The 26,675-nt window shown below is 60.1% G+C and carries 18 protein-coding genes; 5 read left to right on the top strand and 13 right to left on the bottom strand.

Going from position 1 to position 26,675, the window contains the following annotated elements; all coding sequences use genetic code 11:
- Positions 1–48: 48 nt before the first annotated feature.
- From LGH70_RS17125 to LGH70_RS17080, 10 genes are all read right to left on the bottom strand, one after another.
- A complete protein-coding gene (locus LGH70_RS17125; protein WP_226188065.1) occupies positions 49–630 on the bottom strand; it encodes a NuoI/complex I 23 kDa subunit family protein in 582 nt (193 codons plus the stop codon).
- Positions 631–638: 8 nt separating this feature from the next.
- Positions 639–1,721, bottom strand: coding sequence for an NADH-quinone oxidoreductase subunit NuoH (nuoH, locus tag LGH70_RS17120; protein WP_262905393.1), 1,083 nt, complete (start codon positions 1,719–1,721; stop codon positions 639–641).
- Positions 1,722–1,812: 91 nt separating this feature from the next.
- Positions 1,813–2,820 carry an NADH-quinone oxidoreductase subunit G gene (locus LGH70_RS17115; RefSeq protein WP_226188063.1) on the bottom strand — a complete coding sequence of 336 codons (1,008 nt, stop codon included), beginning with the start codon at positions 2,818–2,820 and terminating at the stop codon, positions 1,813–1,815.
- Positions 2,821–2,866: 46 nt separating this feature from the next.
- Positions 2,867–4,207: an NADH-quinone oxidoreductase subunit NuoF gene (gene nuoF / locus LGH70_RS17110; RefSeq protein WP_226188061.1), complete on the bottom strand. Its 1,341-nt coding sequence runs from the start codon at positions 4,205–4,207 to the stop codon at positions 2,867–2,869.
- A 27-nt stretch (positions 4,208–4,234) separates the two neighbouring features.
- A complete protein-coding gene (locus LGH70_RS17105) occupies positions 4,235–4,810 on the bottom strand; it encodes an NADH-quinone oxidoreductase subunit NuoE family protein (protein WP_226188059.1) in 576 nt (191 codons plus the stop codon).
- A gap of 21 nt (positions 4,811–4,831) precedes the next feature.
- Positions 4,832–6,097, bottom strand: coding sequence for an NADH dehydrogenase (quinone) subunit D (nuoD, locus tag LGH70_RS17100; RefSeq protein ID WP_226188056.1), 1,266 nt, complete (start codon positions 6,095–6,097; stop codon positions 4,832–4,834).
- A gap of 18 nt (positions 6,098–6,115) precedes the next feature.
- On the bottom strand, positions 6,116–6,685 hold the full coding sequence (locus LGH70_RS17095; RefSeq protein ID WP_226188052.1) for an NADH-quinone oxidoreductase subunit C: 570 nt from the start codon (positions 6,683–6,685) through the stop codon (positions 6,116–6,118).
- A 69-nt stretch (positions 6,686–6,754) separates the two neighbouring features.
- Complete coding sequence (locus tag LGH70_RS17090) at positions 6,755–7,312, bottom strand: NADH-quinone oxidoreductase subunit B (RefSeq protein ID WP_073109614.1); 558 nt, start codon at positions 7,310–7,312, stop codon at positions 6,755–6,757.
- Positions 7,313–7,390: 78 nt separating this feature from the next.
- Complete coding sequence (locus LGH70_RS17085; protein ID WP_226188049.1) at positions 7,391–7,786, bottom strand: NADH-quinone oxidoreductase subunit A; 396 nt, start codon at positions 7,784–7,786, stop codon at positions 7,391–7,393.
- A gap of 522 nt (positions 7,787–8,308) precedes the next feature.
- On the bottom strand, positions 8,309–9,100 hold the full coding sequence (locus LGH70_RS17080; protein ID WP_226188046.1) for an NUDIX hydrolase: 792 nt from the start codon (positions 9,098–9,100) through the stop codon (positions 8,309–8,311).
- 681 nt (positions 9,101–9,781) lie between these two features.
- On the opposite strand from LGH70_RS17080, the gene LGH70_RS17075 reads away from it, so the two are divergent.
- From LGH70_RS17075 to LGH70_RS17060, 4 genes are all read left to right on the top strand, one after another.
- Entirely contained in the window at positions 9,782–12,883 is a 3,102-nt protein-coding gene (locus LGH70_RS17075) for a SusC/RagA family TonB-linked outer membrane protein (protein WP_226188043.1), read from the top strand.
- A 48-nt stretch (positions 12,884–12,931) separates the two neighbouring features.
- Positions 12,932–14,446 carry a RagB/SusD family nutrient uptake outer membrane protein gene (locus LGH70_RS17070; protein ID WP_226188041.1) on the top strand — a complete coding sequence of 505 codons (1,515 nt, stop codon included), beginning with the start codon at positions 12,932–12,934 and terminating at the stop codon, positions 14,444–14,446.
- 123 nt (positions 14,447–14,569) lie between these two features.
- On the top strand, positions 14,570–16,852 hold the full coding sequence (locus tag LGH70_RS17065) for a glycoside hydrolase family 3 C-terminal domain-containing protein (RefSeq protein ID WP_226188040.1): 2,283 nt from the start codon (positions 14,570–14,572) through the stop codon (positions 16,850–16,852).
- 99 nt (positions 16,853–16,951) lie between these two features.
- The gene (locus LGH70_RS17060; RefSeq protein WP_226188038.1) at positions 16,952–19,810 is read left to right on the top strand and encodes a TIM-barrel domain-containing protein; all 2,859 of its coding nucleotides are present in this window, start codon (positions 16,952–16,954) and stop codon (positions 19,808–19,810) included.
- A 755-nt stretch (positions 19,811–20,565) separates the two neighbouring features.
- Here the strand turns inward: LGH70_RS17060 and pruA are convergent.
- The 3 genes from pruA to LGH70_RS17045 all read right to left on the bottom strand — a co-directional run bounded on the left by pruA (position 20,566) and on the right by LGH70_RS17045 (position 23,238).
- On the bottom strand, positions 20,566–22,236 hold the full coding sequence (gene pruA / locus LGH70_RS17055; RefSeq protein WP_226188037.1) for an L-glutamate gamma-semialdehyde dehydrogenase: 1,671 nt from the start codon (positions 22,234–22,236) through the stop codon (positions 20,566–20,568).
- Between the two features lie 70 nt (positions 22,237–22,306).
- Positions 22,307–22,627 carry a hypothetical protein gene (locus LGH70_RS17050; RefSeq protein WP_226188035.1) on the bottom strand — a complete coding sequence of 107 codons (321 nt, stop codon included), beginning with the start codon at positions 22,625–22,627 and terminating at the stop codon, positions 22,307–22,309.
- A gap of 59 nt (positions 22,628–22,686) precedes the next feature.
- A complete protein-coding gene (locus LGH70_RS17045; protein ID WP_226188033.1) occupies positions 22,687–23,238 on the bottom strand; it encodes a nucleoside/nucleotide kinase family protein in 552 nt (183 codons plus the stop codon).
- A gap of 356 nt (positions 23,239–23,594) precedes the next feature.
- Between LGH70_RS17045 and LGH70_RS17040 the strand changes: the two genes are divergently transcribed.
- Positions 23,595–26,672, top strand: a complete 3,078-nt coding sequence (locus LGH70_RS17040) for a lantibiotic dehydratase (RefSeq protein WP_226188031.1) — start codon at positions 23,595–23,597, stop codon at positions 26,670–26,672.
- The last annotated feature ends 3 nt before the right edge of the window (positions 26,673–26,675 follow it).

Genomic DNA, 26,675 nt, shown 5'->3' with positions numbered 1-26,675 from the left:
ACCCCGCCCTTCGGGCACCATTCATTAAGAAGGAGGGGAATTGATGTTCTACTGGGCTATGCGCTGGCTCAGCGCCTGTGCCTGTTCGGGCGTCAGCTGGATGCCGCGGATGCTGCGGGCAGCAGGATCAACCGGCTCCACGAGCCGGTCTTTGCCGTAGATAAACTCGTCGCGCTCGAAGCGGGGCGGGGCCATCTTATCGGGCTGCAGGTACACGGCGGCTTTGGGGCAGGCTTCCTCGCAGAGGCCGCAGAAGATGCAGCGCAGCATGTTCACCTCGTAGCTGACGGCGTACTTCTCCTCGCGGTAGAGGCCTTCCTCTCCTTTTTTCCGCTCCCCGGCTACCATCGTAATGGCTTCGGCGGGGCAGGCCACGGCGCACAGGCCGCAGGCGGTGCACCGCTCCCGGCCCACTTCGTCGCGCTTGAGCACGTGCAGGCCGCGGAAGATGGGGGAGAAAGGACGCTGCTCTTCGGGGTACCGAACCGTCACCTGCTTTTTGGTAGCGGCCCGGAAAAAGTGGCGCATGGTGATGCTCAGACCCTGAAAGATGGCCGGCAGGTAAGCCCGCTCGGCCAGCGTCATGGGCTTGGCCTCCAGCTTTTTCGCTCTATTGCTTAAGGACTGCATAGGTTCTGTTACTTAATGATACCGCCCAGAATCAGGCCGCCGGTGAGCACGATGTTGAAGATGGCCAGCGGAATCAGAATGGTCCAGCCCAGGCGCATCAGCTGGTCGTAGCGGAAACGGGGCAGGGTCCAGCGCACCCACATGAAAAAGAAGATGAAGGCGAAGATCTTGCCGAACAAGCCCAGCAGGCCGAGCACGGAAATCAGGTTTTGGGCCGACATCAGCTCCCAGCCCTGGGCCGATACCAACCAGTCACGCAATTCGTACTGGAAGGGGAAGTTGAAGCCGCCGAAGTAGAGCACGCTCATCACGGCCGAAGCCACGAATACGTTCACGTACTCGGCAAACAGGTAGAGGCCCATTTTCATGGAGCTATACTCGGTATGGTAGCCACCCACCAGCTCGGTTTCGCACTCGGGCAAATCGAAGGGCGTGCGGTTAGTTTCGGCAAAGGCGCAGACCAGGAAAATAATGAAGCCCAGGGGCTGTTTCACGATGTTCCAGAAGTGCCACTCGCCCGCTACCGACTGCTGCAGCGTGATTTCGCGCAGCGACAAGGTGCCCGAAATCATCAGTACGGCAATGAGCGCCATACCCATAGCTAGTTCATAGCTGATGTTCTGGGAACCAGCCCGGATGGCGCCGAGCAAAGAGAACTTGTTGTTGGAAGCCCAGCCGCCAATCATCACGCCATACACGCCCAAGGACACGATGCCGAACACCCACAGCATGCCGATGTTGACTTCAATACCCTGCAGGTTAAAGACGTTGTTGCCGAACTGGATTACGTTGCCGAATGGAATAACCGCCGACGACATCAGGGCCGTAATCATAGCCAGGCAAGGACCCATGATAAACAGGGCCTTGTTGGCACCAGCCGGGAAGAACTCCTCTTTCGTAAAGAGCTTTACGGCATCGGCCAGGGGCTGCAACAGGCCGAAAGGACCGGCGCGGTCCGGGCCGACACGGTCCTGCAAAAAGGCCGCAATAACGCGCTCGGCGTAGGTGCAGTAGGTCGCAATCAGTAGCGAAACGCCGAAAACGACGAGGATAACAATGGATTGCCAGCCTAAGGTTGGTAGTTCTATCATGGATGGTTTTTGGTTTCTCGTTTTTGGTTTTTGGTCTTTGGGCTGGCGTCTGTCGGAACAAAGCCAAAAACCAAAAACCACTACCTAAAAACTAATTACCTAAGCGCATGGGAGGATTCTGTTCCAGGTCGCGGACGGAGCTTTCGGGCAGGTCGGCAATAACCTGGGCGTTGAGCACGGGCAGCTCGTAGTGGTTGGCCGAAATCACCGACGACCGGTCGATGTGAGCCGGGCCTTCGATGGTCCAGTCCGACGTTTCCTTCTTGTCGAAGCGGCAGGTGTTGCAGATCCACTCCTTTACCTCGCCGTACTGGTCCTTGCGGGCCGTTATGCGCAGCACGTCCTTGCCTTTGTACCAGAGCACCACTTTGCCGCAGCACTTGGGATTCTCGCAGTCACGGTGGGCATTTACGGGTTTCGTAAACCACACCCGCTGCTTGAAGCGGAAGGTTTTATCGGTCAAAGCGCCCACCGGGCACACGTCGATGACGTTGCCGCTGAACTCGTTGTCAATGATGTTCTCGATGTAGGTACCGATTTCGGCGGCGTCGCCGCGGCCTAGTACGCCGTGCACGCGCTTCTCGGTGAGCTGGTCGGCGGTGTACACGCAGCGGTAGCACAGGATGCAGCGCGTCATGTGCAGCTGAATCAGCGGCCCGATGTCAATTTTCTCGAAGGTGCGGCGCTCCTCTTCGTAGCGAGTCGTGCTCACGCCGTGCTCAAAGGCGAAGTTCTGCAGATCACACTCCCCGGCCTGGTCGCACACGGGGCAGTCCAGCGGGTGATTGATGAGCAGCATTTCCACGATGCCCTTGCGCACGTTGAGCACCTGCTCGGACGTCGTATTCTCGACCACCATACCGTCCTGCACCGGCGTCACGCACGAGGCGACCAGCTTGGGCATGGGGCGGGGGTCTTTGGCCGAACCGGCGGCTACGCGCACGAGGCAGGCGCGGCACTTGCCGCCCGAGCCTTTCAGCGGCGTGTAGTAGCACATGGCCGGGGGCACGATGCCGCCGCCGATGGTGCGGGCCGCGTTGAGGATGGTGGTTCCGTCCGGAACTTCAACCTCGATGCCGTCAAATGTTATTTTAGCCATTATTCAGAGCTTCCTAAGGGCGGAAGTGAAAGTCAGTTAGTACAAATTAAGCCAGTACCGCTTTGCCGGGAAACACGGCGCCGGGGCGGGTAGCTTCCTGGGGGTAGCGCACGTGCCACTCGAATTCGTCGCGGAAGTGACGAATGGCGGCCGAAACCGGCCAGGCCGCGGCTTCGCCCAGCGGGCAAATCGTGTTGCCTTCGATTTGCTTGGCCACGCTGGCCAGCACGTCGATGTCGCGCTCATTACCGTGGCCGTGCTCGAGGCGGTGCAGTATTTTCTCCAGCCAGCCCGTGCCCTCACGGCAGGGCGAGCATTGCCCGCACGACTCGTGGTGGTAGAAGCGCGAGAAGTTCCAGGTGTTGCGCACGATGCAGGTGGTTTCGTCCATGGCAATGAAGCCACCCGAACCCAGCATGGTGCCCGTCACGAACCCGCCATCCGACAACGACTCGTAGGTCATCAGGCGGTTTTCGCCGGCGGCAGTTTTCAGAATCAGCTCCTTGGGCAGAATCGGCACCGACGAACCGCCGGCCACCACGGCCTTCAGGTCGCGGCCTTTCCAGATGCCGCCGCAGTACTCATCCGAATAGATGAATTCCTCGACGGGCACGCCTAGCTCAATTTCGTAAATTCCGGGCTTGTTGAGGTGGCCGCAGGCCGAAATCAGCTTGGTGCCGGTGCTCTTACCCACACCAATCTTGGCGTACTCGTCGCCCCCGTCATTGACGATAACCGGCACAGCCGCAATAGACTCCACGTTGTTCACCACCGTCGGGCGGGCGTAGAGGCCCTGCACGGCGGGGAATGGGGGCTTGTTGCGGGGGTTACCGCGCTTGCCTTCCAAGGATTCCAACAAAGCCGTTTCCTCGCCGCAGATGTAAGCGCCCCCACCGGGATGCACGTACAAATCCAGGTCGTAGCCCGAGCCCAGGATGTTCTTGCCCAGGAAACCGGCTGCGTAGGCTTCAGCAATGGCCTTTTCCAGGATGCGCAGCACGTACAACAACTCGCCGCGGATGTAGATGTACGAGGTATTGGCGCCCAGGGCGTAGGAACTCGTAATCATGCCCTCGATGAGCAGGTGGGGCAGTTTCGACATCAGCTGCCGGTCCTTGAAGGTGCCCGGCTCCGATTCGTCGGCGTTGCAGACGAGGTAGCGCGGTACGCCTTCGGGCTTGGCCAGAAAGCTCCACTTCAGGCCCGTGGGAAAACCGGCGCCGCCGCGGCCGCGCAGGCCCGACTTCTTCACCTCTTCCACCACCTCGTCGGGGGTCATGGTTTTGACGGCCTTCTCCACCGAGCGGTAGCCGCCGTGCTTGCGGTACACCTCGAAGGTGTCGATGCCTTCAACGTTGATATGTTCGGTCAGCAGTTTGCGTCCCATAGTGTCTGAGCGGTTAGCTGAAAGAGGTTAATTGTTGGCTATGGCGTTGGGCAGGCCTTTTTCTTCCCAGGGAAGAGCCGGGCGGTGCACCATGGTGCGCAGCTCCGAGAGCATGGCGTTTACCGATGCTTCGGTGTCGAGCTGCTCGTAGTATTTCTCGCGCACCTGCACCACCGGGGCAAAGCCGCAGGCAGCCAGGCATTCCACCTCTTTCAAGGTAAACAGGCCGTCGGCCGACGGCCCGCCGCCAACCTTAGCGCCGGTGATACGCTCCAGCTCCAGGGTCAGCTCGTCGGAGCCGCGTAGCTGGCAGGGACCCGTGCGGCAGATTTCCAGCACGTGCTTGCCCACCGGCTTGAGGTTGAACATGGTGTAGAAGGTCGAAACCTCGTACACCTCGATGGGTTTCACGCCCAATACCTCGGCCACCAGGTCCTGCACCTCGGGCGCCACCCAGCCGCCAAATTCGGCCTGGGCAATGTGCAGCACCGGCAGCATGGCCGACTTGCGGCGCTCCTCCGGGTATTGCTTGCAGATACGGTCTATTTCAGCCTTAGCAGCTTCCGAAAACTGGGGTTTCACGGGCGCGGTTGTCGATTCCATACAGTTAAATTCAGCAAAAAACTACGCGTCCAGCTCGCCGGCAATAACGTTCATCGACGACAAGGTCACGATGGCGTCGGAGAGGCTGCTGCCCACCACCATTTCGGGGTAGGCCTGGTAGTAAATGAAGCAGGGGCGGCGGAAGTGCAGGCGGTAGGGCGTGCGGCCCCCGTCGGAAATCAGGTAGAAGCCCAACTCGCCGTTGCCGCCTTCCACGGAGTGATACACCTCACCCACCGGCGCTTCAATCTCACCCATGATGATTTTGAAGTGGTAGATCAGGGCCTCCATGTTCTTGTACACGGCCTGCTTGGGGGGCAGGTAGTAGTGCGGCGCATCGGCGTGGAACGGACCTTCGGGCAGGTTTTCCAGGGCCTGGTTGATGATGCGCAGGCTCTGCCAGATTTCCTCGTTGCGCACCATGAACCGGTCGTAGGTGTCGCCCTTGGTGCCCACGGGAATTTCGAACTCGAAGTCCTCGTAGCTGGAGTAGGGGTTCATGGCCCGCACGTCGTAGTCGACGCCAGCGGCGCGCAGGTTGGGGCCGGTGAAGCCGTAGTTCAGCGCTTTTTCCGCCGTAATCGGGCCCACGTTCACCACGCGGTCCATGAAGATGCGGTTGCGGTTGAACATGGACTCAAACTCCTTCATCACCGCCGGGAAGGTCTTGAGCCAGTCGCGCAGCTTCTGGATGGCGACATCCGAGAAGTCGCGCTCCATGCCGCCCACGCGACCCATGTTGGTGGTGAGGCGGGCACCGCAGATTTCCTCGTAAATCTCGTACACCTTCTCGCGCTCCTGGAACACGTAGAGGAAGCCGGTGAAAGCACCCGTGTCCACGCCCAGGATGGAGTTACAGATGAGGTGGTCGGTGATGCGGGCCAGTTCCATGGCAATGACGCGCATGTACTGGGCGCGCTTGGGCACCGTCACGCCGAGCAGCTTCTCTACCGTCATGTGCCAGCCCATATTGTTGATGGGCGACGAACAGTAGTTCATCCGGTCGGTGAGGGGCGTGATTTGGTAGAAGGGCCGGCGCTCGGCAATCTTCTCAAAAGCCCGGTGAATGTAGCCGATGGTCGGCACGCCGGAAATAATCCGCTCCCCATCCATTTGCAGGATGTTCTGGAAAATGCCGTGCGTAGCCGGGTGCGTCGGACCCAGGTTCAGGGTCGTCAGCTCCTGCGAGAAGTCGTTGAGCGTGGGAACGAGGCCGCTGTTCTGCTGCTGTTCCTTAGCTTCCTGGATGATCTTGTGGGTGCCTTCCAGCGTGTCGTTTACTGCCATGATATAGTAATCAGGGGCCTAGCGGCCGAAGAAAAGGTCTGTTTTGTCTTCGCGGGTACCATCTTCCAGCGCGTACTCCTTGCGCATGGGGTGGTAGTCCATGTCTTCCACATTCAGAATGCGGATGAGGTTGGGGTGGCCCGTGAAGATGATGCCGTAGAAGTCGTAGGCCTCGCGCTCCATCCAGTTGGCCGTGGCGTAGAGGTCGGTTAGCGTAGGAACCGTCGGATCGGCAATGGGGAAGAAAATCTTGAGGCGCAGGCGTAGGTTGTTCACCAAGCTGTGCACGTGGTAAATCATGCCCAACTCCTTGCCCTCGTTTTCGGGGTAGTGAATGCCGCACATCGTGGTCAGGAAGTTCATCTGCAACTCCTGATCCTGCTGCAGGCCGGCCATGATTTCGTGAATCCGCTCCCGCGTCGTGGTCACCGTCAGCAGGCCGTAGGGCTCGTGCACGTCGGTAAACGTGTCGGCGCCGAACAGGCGGTGCAGCAGCGCAAGCAACTGGGCGTTCTTGGCTGCTTGCGGGTCTAGCGGGGCCGCCGTTTCTTCTGGTGCTGCCGCGGATTCTTGGGTATTTTCAGCCATTCCTGTACGAGAAGCTAAGAGGCGAAAACTGGCCCTTTCGGCAGAGTACCGAAAGGGCCAGCGTCCAAACTACTTGATGTTGTAAGAAGCCAGCAGCGCCTGGTACTCGGGCGCGTTGCGGCGGCGAATCGATTCGGTGCGGGCCAGATCCTGCACGCGCATCAGGCCGTCGAGCACCTGCTCGGGGCGGGGCGGGCAGCCGGGCACATACACATCGACGGGAATAATCCGGTCGATGCCCTGGAGCACGGAGTAGGAGTCGAAAATACCACCCGAGCAGGCACAGGCACCCATGGCCAGCACCCAGCGGGGCTCGGCCATCTGCTCGTACACCTGCTTCACGATGGGCGCCATTTTCTTGGCGATGGTGCCCATTACCATCAGCAGGTCGGCCTGCCGGGGCGAGAAGGAGGGGCGCTCCGAGCCGAAGCGGGAGATGTCGTAGTGCGAGCCCATGGTAGCCATAAACTCGATGCCGCAGCAGGAAGTAGCAAAAGGCAGGGGCCACAGGGAGTTGGCGCGGGCCATGCCCACCACCGATTCCAGTGAGGTGGCGAAAAAGCCAGCGCCTTCCACGCCGTCGGGCGCGTCCACCATCTTTATTTCAGGAACACGAATATCGCTCATGAGATTTGTCAGTTTGGAGGGGCTGTTTGCCCTTTATCCGAACACCAGCGAGCCGGCAAAAGTTTGGTTGAATTGGACTTAGGCGTGGGTGCCGGTCCACTTCAGAATGCCCTTCTTGATGACGTAGGCAAAGCCCGCCATCAGCAGCGTCAGGAACACAATCATCTGCACGAAGCCGTCCCAGCCCAGGGTGCGGAAGTTCACGGCCCAGGGATACATGAAGATTACCTCCACGTCGAAGAGCACGAACAGAATGGCGGTGAGGAAGTATTTAATCGAAATCGGGGTGCGGGCATTGCCCACCGACTCGATACCGCACTCGAAAGAGGAGTCTTTTACCGTGCTGGCGCGCTTGGGTCCCACGAGGTGGGACACAATCATGGCGAAGGCAACGAAGGCAATGGCCAGGCCGAATTGCACCACAATGGGCAGAAAATCAACCGGCTGGTAATTAGTGGTTACAGCGAGAAGCATACGATTCAGCAGTTAAAGGCCCGTATAAACAGGCATTGAGGGGCAAAGGTAGCGCTTGGTGGGTTGGGAACAAAGGTTCTGGCGGGTAGGGGTCGGAATGGGGCGGATTTGGACAAATTAGGTTTTCTTAATGTGCCTCGCCCTTGTGCCGAACCACAGGGTATTATAGCGGATACCAGGATTTTTGCCGGGCTTACCGCAATGCGTATGAGGCCCTATGGGCGATTAGGCCGCCCTGCCAAGGTCCCGGGCTTTGTAAGAATGGCGATTAGTCCGGGGCTGGCAAGCGTAAGCTGAGCAGTCGGGCTCAGTAAGGGCACGGGTAGTTATAGTTGCCGCTGTCGTCTTAGGTGGCCCCAGACGGCCTGACGCTTGGTTGCCGCGTTGTACTTGCGTACCAGCGCATACACGAAGCAGGCCGCCGCGGATCTTGGCAGTGGCTTGCTTACGAGAGTAGCAGGAATGGTGCCCGGGCGGCGCTGCCTACAACGGGTCATGTTCAATTGCTCGGCCAGTCGCTAACTAAAACGTCAGGATAGAGCCGTCTTCCAGAGCCCGGCTGTAATTCTCCAGATCGAACTCGTATAAGAAAGGGGAGCGGTGCGGCCCGATTTTTTTCTGCTCGTCGAGCTGCCGGATGAGGCCTAGTGTGAGGAGCTTCTTACGGAAGTTGCGCCGGTCGATCTGCTTGCACAGAATGGTTTCGTAGAGGGAGTGAATTTCGGGCAGGGTAAACTTGTCCCGCAGCAGGTTGTAGCCAATAGGCTGCTGGAAAATGTGGGCCCGCAACGTCAGCAGAGCTTTCTGGATGATTTCGTTGTGGTCGTACACCAGTTCCTGAGGGATATCAGCCACGTTCAGCCAGCAGTACTCGTCCACCAAAAACTCGGGCGTCACGACCACCTGCAGGTAGTCGACCAAGGCGTAGTAGCCAATAGACAGGGTGCGCTCCGATAGCCAGTGGCCCGGGCTCAGGCTGACGCCCACCTTGGAGTAAGTCGTGTTATGGGTCTGCTCAGTCTTGATGTTGTTCATCCGCGTGGCACTGTCGCCGAAGGTGTAGAACTGCTGCAGGAACAGGCCGGTAAGCTGGGTCTTCTCAGCCAGAATACGGTGGGCCGCCTCGGTCAGGGTTTCGTGCCGGCCAATGTAGCCGCCCGGCAGGCTCCAGTTTTCCTGCCCGTGGTGCCGAATCAGCAGGGTTTTGAGTTCGTGGTCGTGGTAGCCGAAAATGGCGCAGTCGATGGAAAGATGGGGCAAAAACCGCTCTGCGCCGTGGTGCACAAAATCCAGGACTTCCTGACGCGTATTCATAGGTAAAAGTTTATTGCGTAGAATTTACGCATTGTAAGCAAATGTTTCTATATTCGGCCCGTAGACGGCGCAGAAAACCGTGGAAGCTTGCCCGATTTTTAGATACGCAAGTTCCTGTTTTCCTGCTTATCCTCTGCTTCCGACCTGCCAAAATTCCCACTGCTAATTCTAACCGCATGCCGAACCCTCCGCTGGCTACTCCGGCGACACCCAGCTCCTTCCAGCTCTAGCCAAGCTTGAAGATGAGCCGCAGTCCTTATTAGTATTATTTCCGCTCTGAGGCCGCCTTGCTGACTGGCACAGCCGCCGGTTTTTAGCTGCCCGACTGACTCCTGAGTTTACGAAGCCGAGGTCGAGCACAGCCTTTTAGGGCCTGAAATGGCCCTCCCGCACCTGTTTGCCTGTATGCAATGGTCAGAATTTCCTGACCTGAATCAGTGTGCCCTTGCTTATCGAAGGATTGAACTTTCCGGCGATACTATTATCTATTTCTGTTCCACTCTGCCCCTAATTCAAAAGCCTATCCGCTTTTGGCTGGCACCTCTTTGCCTGCTTTGTCCACTAACTCCCATTTAAAATCCCACCTCTATGCTTTCACAATCACACAGGAAAATCCTTTTACAAGGAGCGGTGCTGCTTACTGCGAGTAGCCTGCAAACGTTTGTGTCCTCGGCAGCACCGTTGCGGTCCGGACCCGGTACAAGCCAGCAGCCCCTAGCTCAGGCCGATATCCGGGTGGCCGGCCGGGTGACCCAAACCAATGGCGAGGGGCTGCCGGGCGTCACGGTCGTGGTGAAGGGCTCGTCCTTGGGTACTAGTACCGATGCTACTGGCAACTTCAGCCTGGAAGTGCCCGAAGGGAGCGTACTGGTCTTCAGCTTTGTTGGCTATTCGCGCCGGGAAGTACCGGTAACGGAAGCCAGCACGAGCTTCAATATTACCCTCAGCGAAGATGCGCAGGCGCTGAAGGAAGTAGTGGTCGTGGGCTACGGCACGCAGGAACGGCAAAGCGTGACGGGGGCGGTGGCCTCGGTATCGGGGAGGGATGTGGCGGCCCAGCCCGTGGCCGACGCGGCCCAGGCCCTGCAGGGCCGGGCGGCGGGTGTGCAGGTGGTGTCGAACTCCGGCTCGCCCGGAACAGGGGGGACGTCGGTTCGGGTGCGTGGTATCACCTCGGCCGGCAACAACTCGCCGCTGTACGTAGTCGACGGCTTCCCGCTGCCCTCGGCGGTAGATGGCAACGGCAATGCCACGGGCAACGAGCTGAACAGCATCAACCCCAACGACATCGAAAGCATCGACGTGCTCAAAGATGCCTCAGCCACGGCCATTTACGGGGTACGGGCGGCCAACGGCGTCGTGATTGTGACCACCAAACGGGGCAAAGCCGGCGTGTCCAGCATCAACCTGGATGCTTACGTAGGCACCCAGCAGGTGTGGCGGCAACCCGATATGCTCAACGCCCAGGAGTTTGCCCAACTCAACAACGAAGCCCGGCGCAACGGAGGCCTCGACGTAATTCCGAAGTACGCCAACCCCGGCGCGCTGGGAACGGGTACCAATTGGCTCGACGAGATTTTCCGGCCCGCCAAGATTCAGAACTACGCCTTGTCGGCCACGGGGGGCAGTGAAAAAGCGCGCTACGCCGCCAGTGCCGGCTATTTTCAGCAGGACGGCACGATTATCAACTCCAGCTTTCAGCGCTTCACGCTGCGGGCCAATGGGGAAGTGCAGCTCAGCAAAGCCCTCAAAATCGGCAATACGCTGGGCCTGACTCATCAGGAAGAACAGCCTCTGAACAACGAAAACAACGAGTTTTCGGGCGTTATCCAGTTGGCGCTGCAGGCCCCGCCCACGGCCCCAGCCTTCAACCCCGACGGGACGTACTACGAATTTACCAGTGCCGACAACTACGGGGAGGAAAACCCGGTGACGGCGGCCCGCCGGCCCCAGATCAAGAACAACCGCAACCGGGTCACGTCCACATTCTACGCCGAGCTGGAGCCCCTGAAAGGCCTGCGCCTGCGCACCAACGTAGGCACCGACCTGCAGTTCTTGCAGGGCGACCAGTTCTTCCCGTCTATTGTGGGCTCTTCCAAATACCCTACTTCGCAGGCCACGGCCAACAGCAGCTCCAACTATAGCCCGAGCTACCTGATTGAAAACACGCTGACCTACGACAAGCTGATCGGCAACAACCACCAGTTCAGCTTGCTGCTGGGGCAGTCGGCGCAGCAGTTCGACAATTTCTACCTCGGGGGGGCTCGCACCGGCTACAGCACCAACAACCTGACGATTCTGGATCGGGGACCGGTAAACTCCCAGCTCAGCAATAACGGGGGCAACAGCCGGACCCGGCTGGCGAGCTACTTCGGGCGGGCCAACTACGAGTTTGCCGGGAAGTACTTGTTCCAAGCCATTCTGCGCTACGACGGCTCCTCGGCTTTTGCGCCCGGCAACCAGTTTGGCTTCTTTCCCGGGGCTTCTGCTGGCTGGCGCCTGTCGGAGGAAGAATTCCTCAAAGACAACGCCGCCATCAGCAACCTGAAGCTGCGCGCGGGCTACGGCCGGGTAGGCAATCCGCTCAACGCGGGTACGTTTGCCTACCTGACTACCGTCAACTCGACGCCGCAGTCGAACAACGGGGTGCCAGGCACGGGCTACGTGTTTGGCACCGGCAGCCAGCTACAGGTGATTGGGGGAGCCCCCACTCGGTTGCAGAACGCGGACCTGCGCTGGGAAAACAACGCGCAGATCAACGTGGGTATCGACGTCGGCTTGTGGAAAAACCGCCTATCGGGCTCAGTTGACTTGTACCGCCGTACCTCGCCCAACCTGATTGCGGCCGTGCCGGTAACCTACGTGTCGGGTACCAGTGAGAGCATTAATACCAACGCTGCCGCCGCTACCAACCGGGGTATCGACCTGGCTATTACTTCCAACAACTTTGTGGGGGAAGCCGGCGGCCTGAGCTGGTCGACTTCGCTGAACGTGAGTGCCTACCGCAACGAAATTACCTCGCTCGGCGCCGGCAAGCCCTTCGATGGGCAGAATACCCGGGGCGGCGGCAATCTGGTCCGTTACGAGGCGGGCGTGCCGTTCGGCTCCTTCTACGGCTACGTGGCCGACGGCCTGTTTCAGACCCCGGAAGACGTGAAAAACCACGCCGTGCAGGTGGCCGGCACCGACCCCGCTAAGAGTACGGCCCCCGGCGACATCCGCTTCAAGGACCTGAACGGGGACGGGGTTATTAATGCCGACGACCGCACGTTTATCGGCGACCCGAACCCGGACTTTACCTACGGCCTGAACAACACGTTGGGCTTCAAGGGTTTTGACCTGAATATCTTCCTGCAGGGCTCCCAGGGCAATGATGTCTACAATCTGAACCGCTACTACACCGAAGGCGGTCTGTACGGCGCCTCCAACGCCAGCAGCCTTACGCTGGACCGCTGGACCGGCGCAAACACGAGTAATGACATTCCGCGGGCCGTGGCTGGTGACCCCAACCAGAACCTGCGCATCTCCTCGCATTACCTGGAGGATGGGTCTTACCTGCGGGTGAAGCTGCTCACGTTGGGCTACACCCTGCCCCTGGATCTGGCCAAGAAGATCTATACCCAGCGGGTGCGCATTTACGTGAGCAGCCAAAACCTGCTGACGTTCACCGACTACCAGGGCTTCGACCCCGAATTGGGCAATCAGGGCGGCAGCTTCGGCGTCGACCGGGGCGTGTATCCGCAGGCCCGCACCTTTTTGGCCGGCATCAACATCGGCTTTTAAGCGCCCAGGCCGCCGAGTTGCCTTTTCCCTCCCTCAAATCTGACGACCATGTTCCCAAAATCGACTACTCCACATTTTACCAAACACGCGCTGCTGCTGGCCCTGGGCACCCTGGGCCTGCTCAGCGGCTGCGGCAAGGAATTCCTGGATCTGCAGCCCCGTAATGCGGTGACGACCGAAATATTCTACAAAACCCAGAACGACGCCATTCAGGCCACTAACGCCGTTTACTCGCAGTTGAGCCAGAACGGGATGTACAACTACTCGCTCTGGGGTATCGGCGACGTGATGTCGGACAATTCCTACCTCGGTGGGGGCGGGGCCGCCGACGGTATCGAGTTCCAGCAGCTCGACAACTTCACCATTCCGGCCACCAACCCGCTAACCACCAGTCATTGGCAACGGGCCTACCTGGGCGTGGGGCAGGCCAACCAGGTGCTGACCCGCGTGCCGGCCATTGAGATGGACGCCGCCATCAAGAACCGCTGCCTGGGAGAGGCGGCCTTCCTGCGGGCCCTCTACTACTTCTACCTCGTGCGCGGCTTCGGCGACGTGCCGCTGGTGCTGGCCCCGCCCGCCACGGCCGCCGAAGCGGCCGGCCTGAGCCGGACGCCCGCCGCGCAGGTGTACGCCCAGATTGAGAAAGACCTGCTCGACGCCATTGCCAAGCTGCCCGCCTCCTACACCGGCGACGACGTGGGCCGGGCCACCAAATGGTCGGCTACCGGCCTGCTGGCCAAGGTGTATCTGACCCAGAAGAAAATGTCGGAGGCTGCTGTGCAGGCCCGGGCCGTTATTGCCGGCTCCGGCAAAAGCCTGTGGACCAACTTCGGCGACAATTTCAAGGTAGAAAACGAGAACGGGCAGGAGTCGCTGTTCGAAGTGCAGTTCAAGAACGGCCTGAGCAGCTATACCACCGACGGACCTGGCTCGGTGATGAACGAGTTCTGGGGCGCCCGTTTCTTTGGCAACCCGTACGTGGTGTCGTCGGGCGGCTATGGCTTCAACATCCCGGAAAAGGAGTTTGTGGACGGCTTCGAGCCCGGCGACCTGCGCAAGGGCCCCACGGTGTTCGTGCCCGGCGACAAATACCCCGACGGGCAGGTGCAGCCCGCCTCGCTCGTCGGGGACCCGTTTGGCTTCAACATCCGCAAGTTCTTTGTGGGCACCGTGAACGTGAACAACTGGGACTCGCCCCTGAACGTGCCGGTGCTGCGCTTGGCCGAGGTGTACCTGATTCTGGCTGAGGCCGTAGGGCCTAATGCCGAGGGGTTGGAGGCCATCAACAAGGTGCGGCGCCGCGCCTTTGGCCTGCCCCTCAATTCGCCCTCGGCCAAGGACCTGACGGCCGCCACCCCCGATTTTGCCGCCGCCGTGCTGCGGGAGCGGCGCTACGAGCTGGCTTTCGAAATGGACCGCTGGTACGACCTGAAGCGCACCGGCAAGCTCGTGGAAACGATGCGGGCCCAGGGCAAAACCATTCAGGACTTCAACAACCTGCTGCCCATTCCGCAGTCGGAGCGCAACGTGAATCCGAACCTGACTCAGAACCCCGGCTACTAACCCTGGCTGGTCCCGTTTGATGGGAAAAGTAGCGTCCGGCAACGGGCGTTGCTTTTCCCCGTCGGCGGCCTGGCTACCGGCTGGGCCACAGTCTTTCCGCTTACCTTCTTACCCTTTACTTCTATGCTCTACAAATTCCCCCGCTTGGTGGCCCTCTTGGGTACCACTGTCTGTTCCGCTATGATGAGCATCTACGTTGCCCAAAGCAAGTCGGGCCCGACAACCGAGAAGCCTGCGCCCAAGGAAAACCAGCAGGCCCGCCTCACGGCCAACGACGACAAGGTCAATGCCCTGCTCAGCAAGCTCACCCCGGAAGAGAAAATCAAGATGATCCACGGCGTGTCGTCGTTTAATTCGGGCGGCGTGGAGCGCCTCGGCATTCCGGAGCTCGAAACCTCCGATGGGCCCCACGGTGTGCGGTTTGAGCACGGCCGGGGCTGGACGGCCCAAAAAGGCGTAGACGACGCCGGTACTTACCTGCCCACCAACAACACCCTGGCCTCGACCTGGAATCCGGCCCTGGGCTACGCCTACGGCGCCGTGCTGGGCGCCGAAGCCAACTACCGCGGCAAAGACGTCATTCTGGGCCCGGGCATCAACATCATCCGGGCCCCGCTGAACGGCCGCAACTTTGAGTACCTGAGCGAAGACCCGTTTCTGGTGTCGCGCATGGTGGTGGGCTACATCAAGGGTGTGCAGGACCAGGGCGTATCGGCTTGCGTGAAGCACTACGCGGCTAACAACCAGGAAATCCACCGCAACGACATCGACGTGGATATGAGCGAACGGGCCCTGCGCGAAATCTACCTGCCGGGCTTCAAGGCCGCCGTGCAGGAAGCCGGGGTGAATACGCTGATGGGCTCCTACAACAAGTTTCGGGGCACCTGGGCTACCGAAAATGCCTACCTGATGAACGACATTCTCAAAAAGGAGTGGGGCTTCAACGGAGTAGTGATGAGTGACTGGGGCTCGGTGCACAACACGATGAACGCCCTGCGCAACGGCACCGACCTGGAAATGGGTACCGACCTGGTGCTGGCCTACCAGGGCACGTCCCAGACTTCGGGCAGCATCAACCAGGCCAAGCTCAGCGAAACGGTATACGACCGATTTTTTCTGGCCAATCCGGCCCTGGAAGCCGTGAAGAAAGACCCCAGCCTGCAGCCGCTGGTCGACGAGAAAGTACGGCGTATTCTGCGGGTGATGTACGCCACCAACATGCTCGACGGGGCCAAGCGCAAGCCCGGCGCCTATAACAGCAAGGAGCACCAGGCCACGGCCCTCAAAGTAGCCGAGGAAGGCATCGTGCTGCTCAAAAATGACGGCAATATTCTGCCCCTGAAGAAAACGGTGAAAAGCGTGGCCGTCATCGGGGCTAATGCTACCCGCGAAAACGCCATGGGCGGCGGCAGTGCCCAGGTAAAGGCCAAATATGAAATAACGCCCCTGCAGGGCCTGAAAAACGCCCTCGGCACCAAGGCTAAAATTACGTACGCGCCCGGCTACAAGGTGGCCCGGGGCCAGCAGGCCGATGCCAAGCTGATTGCCGAAGCCGTAGCCGCCGCCAAAGCCGCGGAAGTGGCCATCGTCGTGGGTGGCTGGATTCACGGCTTCGACTATAGCAAGTGGGATGAAAACGCCTACGACGCCGAAAGCGTGGACAAGCCTGACATGAACATGCCCTTCGGGCAGGATGAGCTGGTGAAGGCCGTGCTCAAAGCCAACCCTAACACGGTGGTGGTGCTCATGGGCGGCGGCCCGATTGACGTATCGGCCTGGGCCGGGCAGGCCAAAGGCATTGTGGAAGCCTGGTACCCGGGTATGGAAGGCGGCAACGCCCTGGCCCACATCCTGTTTGGCGACGTGAATCCCTCGGGTAAACTGCCCCTGACGTTTCCCGTGAAGCTGGAAGACTCGCCGGCCCACAAGCTGGGCGAATACCCCAGCACGCCCGGCAACCCGCTCAAGCAGTTCTATAAGGACGACATCTTCGTGGGCTACCGCTACTTCGACACCTACAAAGTGGCCCCGCAGTTTGCCTTCGGCCACGGCCTGAGCTACACCACCTTCAAGTACGACAAGCTGCAAGTAACCCCCGGCAACCAGAGCGCCACGGTGAAGCTCACAGTAACCAATACCGGCAAAACCGCCGGGGCCGAAGTGGTGCAGGTGTACGTGCACGACGAGCAGGCCGCCGTGAAGCGCCCCGAAAAGGAGCTCAAAGGCTTCGACAAGGTCTTCCTCAAGCCCGGCGAGTCGAAAACCGTGACGGTGAACCTCGACTCGAACGCCTTTCAGTACTACGACGAGGCCAAAAAGCAGTGGGTGCTGGAGCCCGGCAAGTTCGACGTGCTGGTGGGCAGCTCCTCCCGCGACATCCGCCTCAGCGGCAACGTGACCCTGTAAACCAGCTGCAATTACCCGTTTTCCGCCGCGGGGCAAGCCCTTGTTTGCTTGTCGCGCGGCAGAAACCGGCCTTTTGGCCCGTGTGATTATCCGCTTTCTATGGTCAAATCTTATTTCCGCGTATTTCTGCTAACGGCCACTGGCCTGTTGCCAGTCGTTGCCCGGGCCCAAAAGGCTACGGTGCAGCGGCTGGCCGATGGCATTGAGGTGCACCTGCCCCGCCGCCACGACGACGAAACCCGCACGGTGCGTCTGCAGGTCGTATCTGACCGAATTATCCGCGTGCAGGCCAGTCCGCAGGAGGTCATTGCCGCCGGGCCCAGTTTAATGGTCGTGCCGCAGCCGCCTGCCGCCGTGAAGTGGCAGTACCGGGAAAAGAAAGCCCTCGGCACCATCAGCACCGGCACGCTGCGGGCCACGGTTTCGCTGAGTACCGGCGAGGTTAGCTTCACCGATTTGCAGGGCCGCGTTATTCTGCGGGAGCGGCCCGGCGGTGGCAAAACCTTCCGGCCTGTAGTGGCCGACGGGCAGCCACTCTACCAGCTGGAGCAGGTCTTCGACTCGGCGGAAGGAGAGGGGCTCTACGGCTTGGGCCAGCACCAGAACGGCACGATGAACTACCGCGGCCAGCAGGTGGAACTGGCCCAGAACAACACCGACGTGGCCGTGCCCTTTCTCGTGTCGAGCCGCAACTACGGCCTGCTCTGGGACAATTATTCCATTACCAAAGTCGGGGATACGCGTGACTACCAGCCACTCTCTAGCCTCAGGCTGTATGCCAAAGACGGCACCCAGGGCTGGCTCACGGCCACGTACGTCCGCAAGGACAAGCCCGCGGAAATACTCGTGCAACGGCCCGAATCGGTACTGAACTACGAGTACCTGGAAGACCAGAAAAACTTCCCGGCGGGCCTTAAGCTCGGTCAAACGCTGGCTGCGTGGGAAGGATCCATTGAATCGGGCACGGCTGGGCTGCACCACTTTCTGCTCAAGAATGCCGGCTACGTGAAGTTCTACCTCGACGGCAAGCTACAGGTCGATAAGTGGCGGCAGGCCTGGAACCCCGGCACTTCGGTAGTGGCCCTCAACCTGGAAGCGGGGCGGAAATACCCGATTAAAATCGAGTGGAACCCCGACGGTGACGAATCTTATATCGGGCTGAAGTGGCTGGGGCCGCTGCCGGGCCAGCGCCAGCACGAATACGGGTTGGCTTCCGAAGCCGGCACCAGCCTGGATTACTACTTCGTGCACGGCCGGAATTTGGACGAAGTTATCAGCGGCTACCGGCAGCTCACGGGCAAGGCCCCGATGGTGCCGCGCTGGGCCCTGGGGCTGTGGCAAAGCCGGGAGCGGTACAAAACTCAGCCGGAAATGCTGGCCGTAGCCGCCGAGTTTCGCCGCCGCCGGATTCCCATCGACAATATCGTGCTCGACTGGTCGTACTGGAAGCCGGCCGAGTGGGGCAGCCAGGAATTTGACCCCAGCCGCTTCCCTAGTCCGGAGGGCCTCATCAAAACCCTGCACGACGAGCACAACCTGCACTTCATGATTTCGGTGTGGGCCAAGTTCTACGAGGGCATTCCGGTCTACCGCGACTTTCAAAGCAAGGGCTATCTCTACCCGCGCAACGTGGCCAACCGCACCAAGGACTGGATTGCGCCCGGCTACACCTCCACGTTCTACGATGCCTTTAACCCCCGGGCCCGGCAGGCGTTTTGGCAACTGATGAACACCAAGCTCTTCACCAAAGGCATCGACGCCTGGTGGATGGATGCCTCCGAGCCCGACATCTACTCCAATACCTCAGTAGCTACCCGCAAGGAGCTCATGACCCCTACTTTCCTAGGCTCGGCCACCCAGTATTTCAACGGCTTTCCGCTCCAGAATGCCAAGGGCATCTACGAGGGTCAGCGCCAGACCGCGCCCAACCAGCGCGTGTTTCTGCTGACCCGCTCGGGCTACGCCGGCTCCCAGCGCTACGCAGCGGCCATCTGGAGCGGCGACATAGGTTCCCGCTGGGAAGACTTTAAAAACCAGATTCCGGCCGGCCTGAACCTGTCCTTATCCGGCATTCCGTACTGGACTACCGACATCGGCGGCTTTGCCGTGGAGCGCCGCTATGAAAAGCCCAATACTGCTGATCTGGAAGAGTGGCGGGAGCTGCAGGCGCGCTGGTTTCAGTTTGGAGCCTTCTGTCCGCTGTTTCGGGTGCATGGGCAGTATCCGTTTCGCGAAATGTTCAATATCGCGCCGGAGACGCACCCGGCCTACCAAAGTATGCTCTACTACGACCAGTTGCGCTACCGCCTGATGCCCTATTTCTACTCCCTGGCCGGCCGGGTGCACCACGAAGACTACACCCTGATGCGGGGCCTGCAAATGGATTTCGCCGCCGATCCCAACGTGCGCAGCATCGGCAGCCAGTTTATGTGCGGCCCCAGCTTGCTCGTGAGTCCCATCACCGAGTACCAGGCCCGCGAGAAGCCGCTGTATCTGCCGGCCGGCACGGGGTGGTACAACTTCTACACCGGTCAGCACCAGAGCGGCGGCCGGCAGATTGTGGAAGCCGCCCCGCTGGAACGCATGCCGCTCTTCGTGCCCGAAGGCGCCATTCTGCCCTTCGGCCCGGAAATTCAGTACGCCGCCGAAAAGCCCGCCGACCCACTCACGCTCTACGTTTACACCGGCCGCGACGGGCAGTTTACGCTCTACGAGGACGAGGACGTGAACTACAACTACGAAAAAGGCGCGTTTGCCACCATTCCGCTGCGCTACGACGAGCAGGCCAAAACCCTGACCATCGGGGCGCGGAAGGGGGCGTTTCCCGGCATGGTCACGCAGCGCACGTTTCGGGTGGTGGTCGTCAGCAAAGCCCGCCCCGTGCCCGCCGACCTTACCAAAACCACGGGCCAAACCGTCAGCTACTCCGGGCAGGCCGTGACTATACTGGTGGAGTAGGTTTATCTTTCTTCACGCATGAAAAAAGGCCGCTCCAGAAGTTCGGAGCGGCCTTTTTGATGACCTCAGATTTTGAAAGAATTCCAGTGGTCCAGCAGCTTCACGACCCAATGGCCATTTTCCTTCTGGCATATAACATATTGCATAGTTCCACCACCTGGGTCGGACCACGTAGCCCGGAAATAAGCTAGGGTGAAATTCTGGTTGAAAACGACTCGGGAGAGGCGGTACCTATTCTCCTTGTAACTGCTGGGAGCAATAAGCTTTGGCGTAAAAGCCAAATGCCTACTCATAGCCTGAAGTGGAGGGTGGATGACGGAGGTGCGGGCTTCAGACCAGTTTGTAGTATCGGTTAGGAGCGTAAGGAAACGGGGTGGTAAATGAGAATCCGTTTTCAGGCGCTATATTTCCCGGCTTGGCAATGGAGCAGGAAACTGTAGTGAATCACACAGTGCCAGGGTATCGGTGTTGGCCGTAAGCCGCTGCCAAAAGAATCCGTGGTTCAGGACCTGACCACATATTGCCACCAGTACCGAATCTTCCTGCTGCTTATACGTATCCAAGTCAGGCAGATGGTGCGGCTGCGGGGCGGAGCAGCCCGCGCAGAGTAGCCCAAGAAATAAAAATAGCCAATACGCTTTCATGCAAACAAGTTGCGGCTTATTCCGGAATGCCCCACGCTAGCCTGTCATCTAACCAAAAAAGGCCGCTCCGAAAATCCGAAGCGGCCTTTTTCATGCGTCAATCCCATCAGCTTAGAAGCCGCCCTGACCCGTAACGTTCAGGTTTTCGCCGGTGTCGACGCCCATAAAGGGGTAGCGGTAGTCGACGGGCGTCACGAAGGTTTCCTTGATGGCGCGCGGCGACACCCAGCGCAGCAGGTTCAGCATGGAGCCCGCCTTATCGTTGGTACCGCTGGCGCGGGCGCCGCCGAAGGGCTGCTGCCCAACTACCGCGCCGGTGGGCTTGTCGTTGATGTAGAAGTTGCCGGCCGCGTGCACCAGCTTCTTCGTAGCCAGGTCGATGGCGTAGCGGTCCTGGGCGAAGATGGCGCCGGTCAGGGCGTAGGGCGAGGTGCCGTCCACCAGGTCCAGGGTCTTCTCGAACTCCTGCGAATCGTAGACGTGCAGGGTCAGCACGGGCCCGAACAGCTCCTCGCACATGGTCACGTACTGCGGGTTCTTGGTTACAATCACCGTGGGCTCGATGAAGTAGCCCTTGCTCTTGTCGTGGTTGCCGCCGGCAATGATTTCCACCGAGTCGTCGGCTTTGGCGGCATCAATGTACTTGGCCAGCTTGTCGAAGGAGGCCTCGCTAATCACGGCGTTGACGAAGTTGGAGAAATCCTCCACGTCGCCCATCTTGATGGACTTCAGGTCTTCCTGCACGTAGCCCTTCACCTCGTCCCAAATGTTGCTGGGAATATAGGCGCGCGAGGCGGCCGAGCATTTCTGCCCCTGGTATTCGAAGGCGCCGCGGGTAATGGCGGTAGCTACCTGGCGCGGGTGGGCCGAGTGGTGGGCCAGGATAAAGTCCTTGCCGCCGGTTTCGCCCACGATGCGCGGATAGCTCTTGTACTTGTGAATGTTCTGGCCGATGGTCTTCCAGATGTTCTGGAATACGCCGGTCGAGCCGGTGAAGTGGATACCGGCAAAGTCGCGGTGGTTGAAGATAACTTCCCCGGCGGTGGGGCCATCCACATACACCAGGTTGATAACGCCGTCGGGCACGCCGGCTTCCTTGAAGAGCTCCATCAGCACCTGGGCCGAGTAGATCTGGGTGTTAGCGGGCTTCCACACCACCACGTTGCCCATCATGGCTACCGAGGCGGGCAGGTTGGCGGCAATGGAGGTGAAGTTGAAGGGCGTCAGGGCAAACACGAAGCCTTCCAGGGGGCGGTGCTCCAGGCGGTTCCACATGCCGGGCAGGCTCTCGGGCTGCTGCTTGTAGATTTCCTGCATGAAGAACACGTTGAAGCGGAAAAAGTCGATCAGCTCGCAGGCCGCGTCGATTTCGGCCTGGTAGGCGTTCTTGCTCTGGGCCAGCATGGTGGCCGCGTTAATCCGGGCCCGGTAGGGGCCGGCCAGCAGCTCGGCGGCCTTCAGGAAGATAGAGGCGCGGTGCTCCCAGGGCAGTTCGGCCCAGTTCTCACGGGCTGCCAGGGCCGCATCGATAGCCTGCTGCACGTGCGAGGCGTCGCCCTCGTGAAACTGGCCCAGCACGTGCTGGTGGTCGTGGGGCGGGCTGATTTTCTGGGTTTTGCCGGTCCGGACTTCCTGGCCGCCGATGTGCATCGGAATGTCAGCCTGCTGCTTTTTGAGGTCTTTCAGGGCCTGCTGCAGCTCGGCGCGCTCCTTGGAGCCGGGCGCGTAGCCTTTGACGGGTTCGTTGATCGGGGTCGGGACGTTGAAAAAGCCGTTGGCCATAGCGGGGGAGGAGTTGGAGGTATGTTTTCGAAGGAGTGGTAGGGCAAAGGTAAGCAGGATAAGCCGGGCGCTACAGTACGGGATGCGCTACATTCCAGGGAGCATCAAACGAACCAGGGTCAATGCCAAGCTCAGTCAATACCGCATACAGCTGGGGTTCGTCGGCTACGTGGTAATCGTTTTCACATATAAGAGCCAGGTCTTCGTCCCCATCAGGCGCATACAGTTCCAGCAGGGCCGTATCAAACTCCCGGTCGATAATACAGTACAGATGCTGGGGCGGCTGGGGACCTGTGGATGGCTGCCTGTTCAACTCGTAGTGAATATCCACCCACCGGCGCCGCCCTGGGGCCGAGGCGCTGATTTCCGCCGCAATAGGCTTTTGCAACATATCTAGGCGGTTCCAAACTTTGATTGAAATGCGGTTCACACACAATCGGCTTTACCGGCTTACAGCAGGGGCAGCACCTGGGCCCGCACCTGCTGTTCCAGCGCTACGCGGGAGCCCACGTTGTGCAGTACGGTGGTAAACTGCCCGTAAGTATCCATCACCGTTTCGCTGGGGTGGTTGTCGTCGCGGGTACCGTCGCCCTGCTGGCGCAGCGGGTCGCCTTCCACGCGCAGCATCAGGCCGCCCCGGTCCAGGATAGGCTGGGCTTCGTTGGGAAAGCGCACGTCGGGCACCAGGATGCACTGGCCGGGCGGCAGCCGCGCAAAGAAGGCCTGCACCCAGATTTCGTAGTCCCAGGCCCGCAGGGCGGCGCCCACCTGTTGCAGCATCTCGCCGCGGGTGCGGCCAAAATCGGGCAGCAGCTCGGCCTTGCCGGTTTGGCTGTAGTAGGGCTGGGTGCTTTCGCCGGCCAGCGTGGCGCACACGGCCTTGATAGCGTCGCCGAAAGACATAATCTGCCAGTTGCGCTCGGGCTGCAGCTGCTGAATCAGGCGGGCCACGGTGTCTTTACCGCTGCCGCGCTTGCCGGAAAGGCCAATGAGGTGAACCATGAAAGAGGCGGAGAAAGAGGCCGGAAGGAAAAGCCGCAAGGTCCGGCGGGTTTTGCTGGCTTCCAATCGGGAGTTTAATTTCTGCGTGGGCCGTGCGTGACGCCGCAAAACAGAGCCGCGGCCCCAAAAGCAGCTTCCGGCTTCCTAAACCGATTCAGCAAGCATCCGGCGGCCGGGCTGGGGCTTTACGCTTCAGGTCCGTAAAACACAATATATATCGGAATGTATTTTAACCTGATGAATACGCTTTTTTGATAGCTATGTTTTACGCAATTTGTTGCTGCCAAAATCCATGCTTTTCTCAAAAGCCTGCTACTTACATCTTTTCTACTCTTCATTGAGCCCCACTCGCTACGATGAAACACCTCTACCAATTCCACCCCACCCTGATTCTGCGTACGCCTGCCAAGCCCTTCGACAGTGGGTTCGATTCGGCGACGCTGCGTAGACGCCTGACCGACGAATCGTTTATGGAGGCCCTGTACCTGGCTTCCCCGGATCTGTGCCAGGAGTGTCAGAAATGGCAGAGCGGCGAACTGACCGACCCCAAGAAAATAGAGAAGCTGCAAGGCACTCTGGCGCGCTACTACGCCCGCATGACGAGCCGCTGCACGCCCTTTGGTCTGTTTGCCGGCTGCTCGGTGGTGAGCTGGGGCGAGGAAAGCCGCATTACCCTGGCGCCGGCCGACAATACCCGCCACACCCGCCTGGATATGCACTACCTGTGCGCGCTGGCCTATCAGCTCTCGGAAATAGAGGCCGTCAAACAGCGGATCCGCTATTTTCCCAATACCAGCCTGTACCAGATTGGGGAGGAAATCCGCTACATCGAGTACCACTACCAGAACGAGGAGCGCGTGCACCAGATCAGCTCGGCGGCGGCCTCGCCCTACATGCAGCACGTCATTGAGGCCAGCCGCAGTGGCCTCACCCGCCTGGAAATAGCGGGTTTGCTGGCCGGGGAAGACGAATTGAGCGAAGCTCTGGCGTACGTCGACGAGCTGATTCGGGCCCAGGTGCTCATCAGTGAGCTAGAGCCGACCGTTACGGGCCCCGAGTTTTACCACCATATTCAGGCCGTGCTCGGGCGCATGAATGACACCGCGCCGGAGCCCTCCATTCAGGTTCTGCAACACGTGCTGCGGCAGGTAGCTACGCAGCTGGATACGCTGGACCGCAACCTGGTGAATCCCGCCCAGGCCTACCAGGATATTGTGCGGGTACTGGAGCCGCTGGGTATTCCGATCCAGAAAAATAAGCTGTTTCAGACGGACTCTATCCGCGGGGTCGAGGGCACTTCTACCCTGGGCCGGGACGTGCAGGAGCAGTTGCTACAAGCCATGGACGTGCTGCGCTACCTTACCACGCCCCACCGCAATGAGCGCCTGGAGAGCTTCAAAGACCGGTTTCAGGCTCGCTACGAGGGGCAGGCCGTGCCCCTGCTCGAAGCCCTGGACAACGAAAGCGGGCTGCGCTACTCCGATTTTGGCAAGAGCAGCTATTCGCCGCTCGTACACGACCTGGCCCTGGCCGCCCAAGGCGGTTCGGGCCGGGCCCTGCGGCAAAACGAGGTGCAGCTTTTTATGTACCACAAGCTGCGTGAGGCGGACCGCAATGGCCAGTACAGCGTGAGTATTACCAAAGACGAGGTGCGCCATTTCGTGCCCTTCACCAACCCGCTGCCGCCTTCCCTGTCCATCCTGTTCCGTATGCTGGATGAGGGCCAGATTCTGCTCGAAGGCATCGGCGGCTCCAGCGCCGTCAACCTGCTGGGGCGGTTTGCCCACGCCGATGCCGATATTGAGCGGGTAATTCGGCAGGTAACCACCCAGGAGCAGCAGCAGAACCCGGCCGTGAAGTTTGCCGAAATCTGCCACCTGCCGGTCAGCCGCGTGGGCAACATCCTACTGCGGCCCGCTTTCCGGGAGATGGAAATACCGTACCTGGCCCAGTCGGGCGCGCCAGTCGAGGGCCAGATTCGGCTGCAGGATCTGGTGCTGTCGATGCAGGGCCGCCAGCTGGTGCTGCGCTCCAGCCTCACCAACCAGATTATCGTGCCCCGCCTGAGCACTGCCCACAACTACAGCAACCACGCGCTGCCGGTCTACGAGTTTCTGTGCGACTTGCAAACCCAGGGCCTGCAGCCGAATCTGGGCTTTTCCTGGACCTCGGTTTCGCTCTACGCCCGGTTTTTGCCCCGCCTCACGTTTCAGAACGTGGTGCTGCAGGCCGCTTCCTGGCAGTTCGACAAAGCCGAGCTGAAAGAGCTGCTGGCCGCCTCCGCTGCCGACGTTGCTACGCGCTTCGAGGAGTTTCGGCGCCGCTGGCAAGTGCCGCGCCTCTTCACCCTGGCCGACGGCGACAATGAGCTGCTGGTAGACGCCGAAAACGCCACGACGGTGCAGGTATGGCTGGATGCCATCCGGCGCCGGTCGACCATCAAGCTCCGCGAGTTCCTGCTGGCTACCCACACCAACCCCGTGCGTGATGCCGACGGGCACGTTTTTGCCCACCAGCTGGTGGCCCTGCTCGTGCGCACGGCCCCCTGCTATACCAGCCTGGGCAAAACGGACGTGGGCGCCCAGCCCGGTATCGTGCGTGAATTCTCGCTGGGTTCGGAGTGGCTCTACTACAAATTCTACTGCGGGCAGAAAGTGGCCGACCGGGTTCTGACTGAAGTTATCCGGCCCCTGACCGAGGAGCTGCTCGGGCAGGAGCTGATTGATAAGTGGTTTTTCATCCGCTACAGCGACCCCGACAACCACATCCGCCTGCGCCTGCACCTGCCCGACGTGAAGCACATCGGTGAAATTGTGTACCTGGTCAACACCTTCGTGCAGCCCTATACCAATAATGGCTACATCTGGAAAACCCAGATCGACACGTACCGGCGCGAGCTGGAGCGCTACGGGCAGCACACGATGGAGCTGTCTGAATCCTGGTTTTTCGAGGATAGCCGGGCCGTATTGGCCATGATGCACGAAACCGGCGACGACGACAGCGCTACGGCCTGGATCTGGGGGCTCCGGCAGATAGATGCCCTGCTCGAAGCCTTCGACTGCACCCTGCCCCAGAAGCTGGCCCTGCTGCAGCAGCTCAAGGAAAGCTTCGCCCAGGAGTTCGGTATGGATAAGAACCTGAAATTGCAGCTTGATGCCAAATACCGCAGCTTCCGCTCGACCATTCAGCGCACCCTGCACGGGGGCGACTTGACGGGGCAGGAAAATCAGCGGGTTCGCCGTATTGCCCAGCAAATCAAAGCAGTAGAGCGGCAGGGCCAGCTGGATGTTGACAAGAGCAGCCTGCTGGGCAGCTACATCCATATGCTGGTCAACCGGCTGATTCCGGTGGATGCCCGCCTGCACGAAATGGTGCTCTACGACTTCCTGCACCGGCAGTACCAGTCGCAGCAGGCCATGCAGAAAGTGGGGTAGGGC

It is taken from the genome of Hymenobacter nitidus, assembly GCF_020447315.1.
Classification (GTDB): Bacteria; Bacteroidota; Bacteroidia; order Cytophagales; family Hymenobacteraceae; genus Hymenobacter; species Hymenobacter nitidus.
The sequence above is the reverse complement of the archived record's forward strand: the minus strand, read 5'-3'. Positions and strand labels throughout refer to the sequence as shown.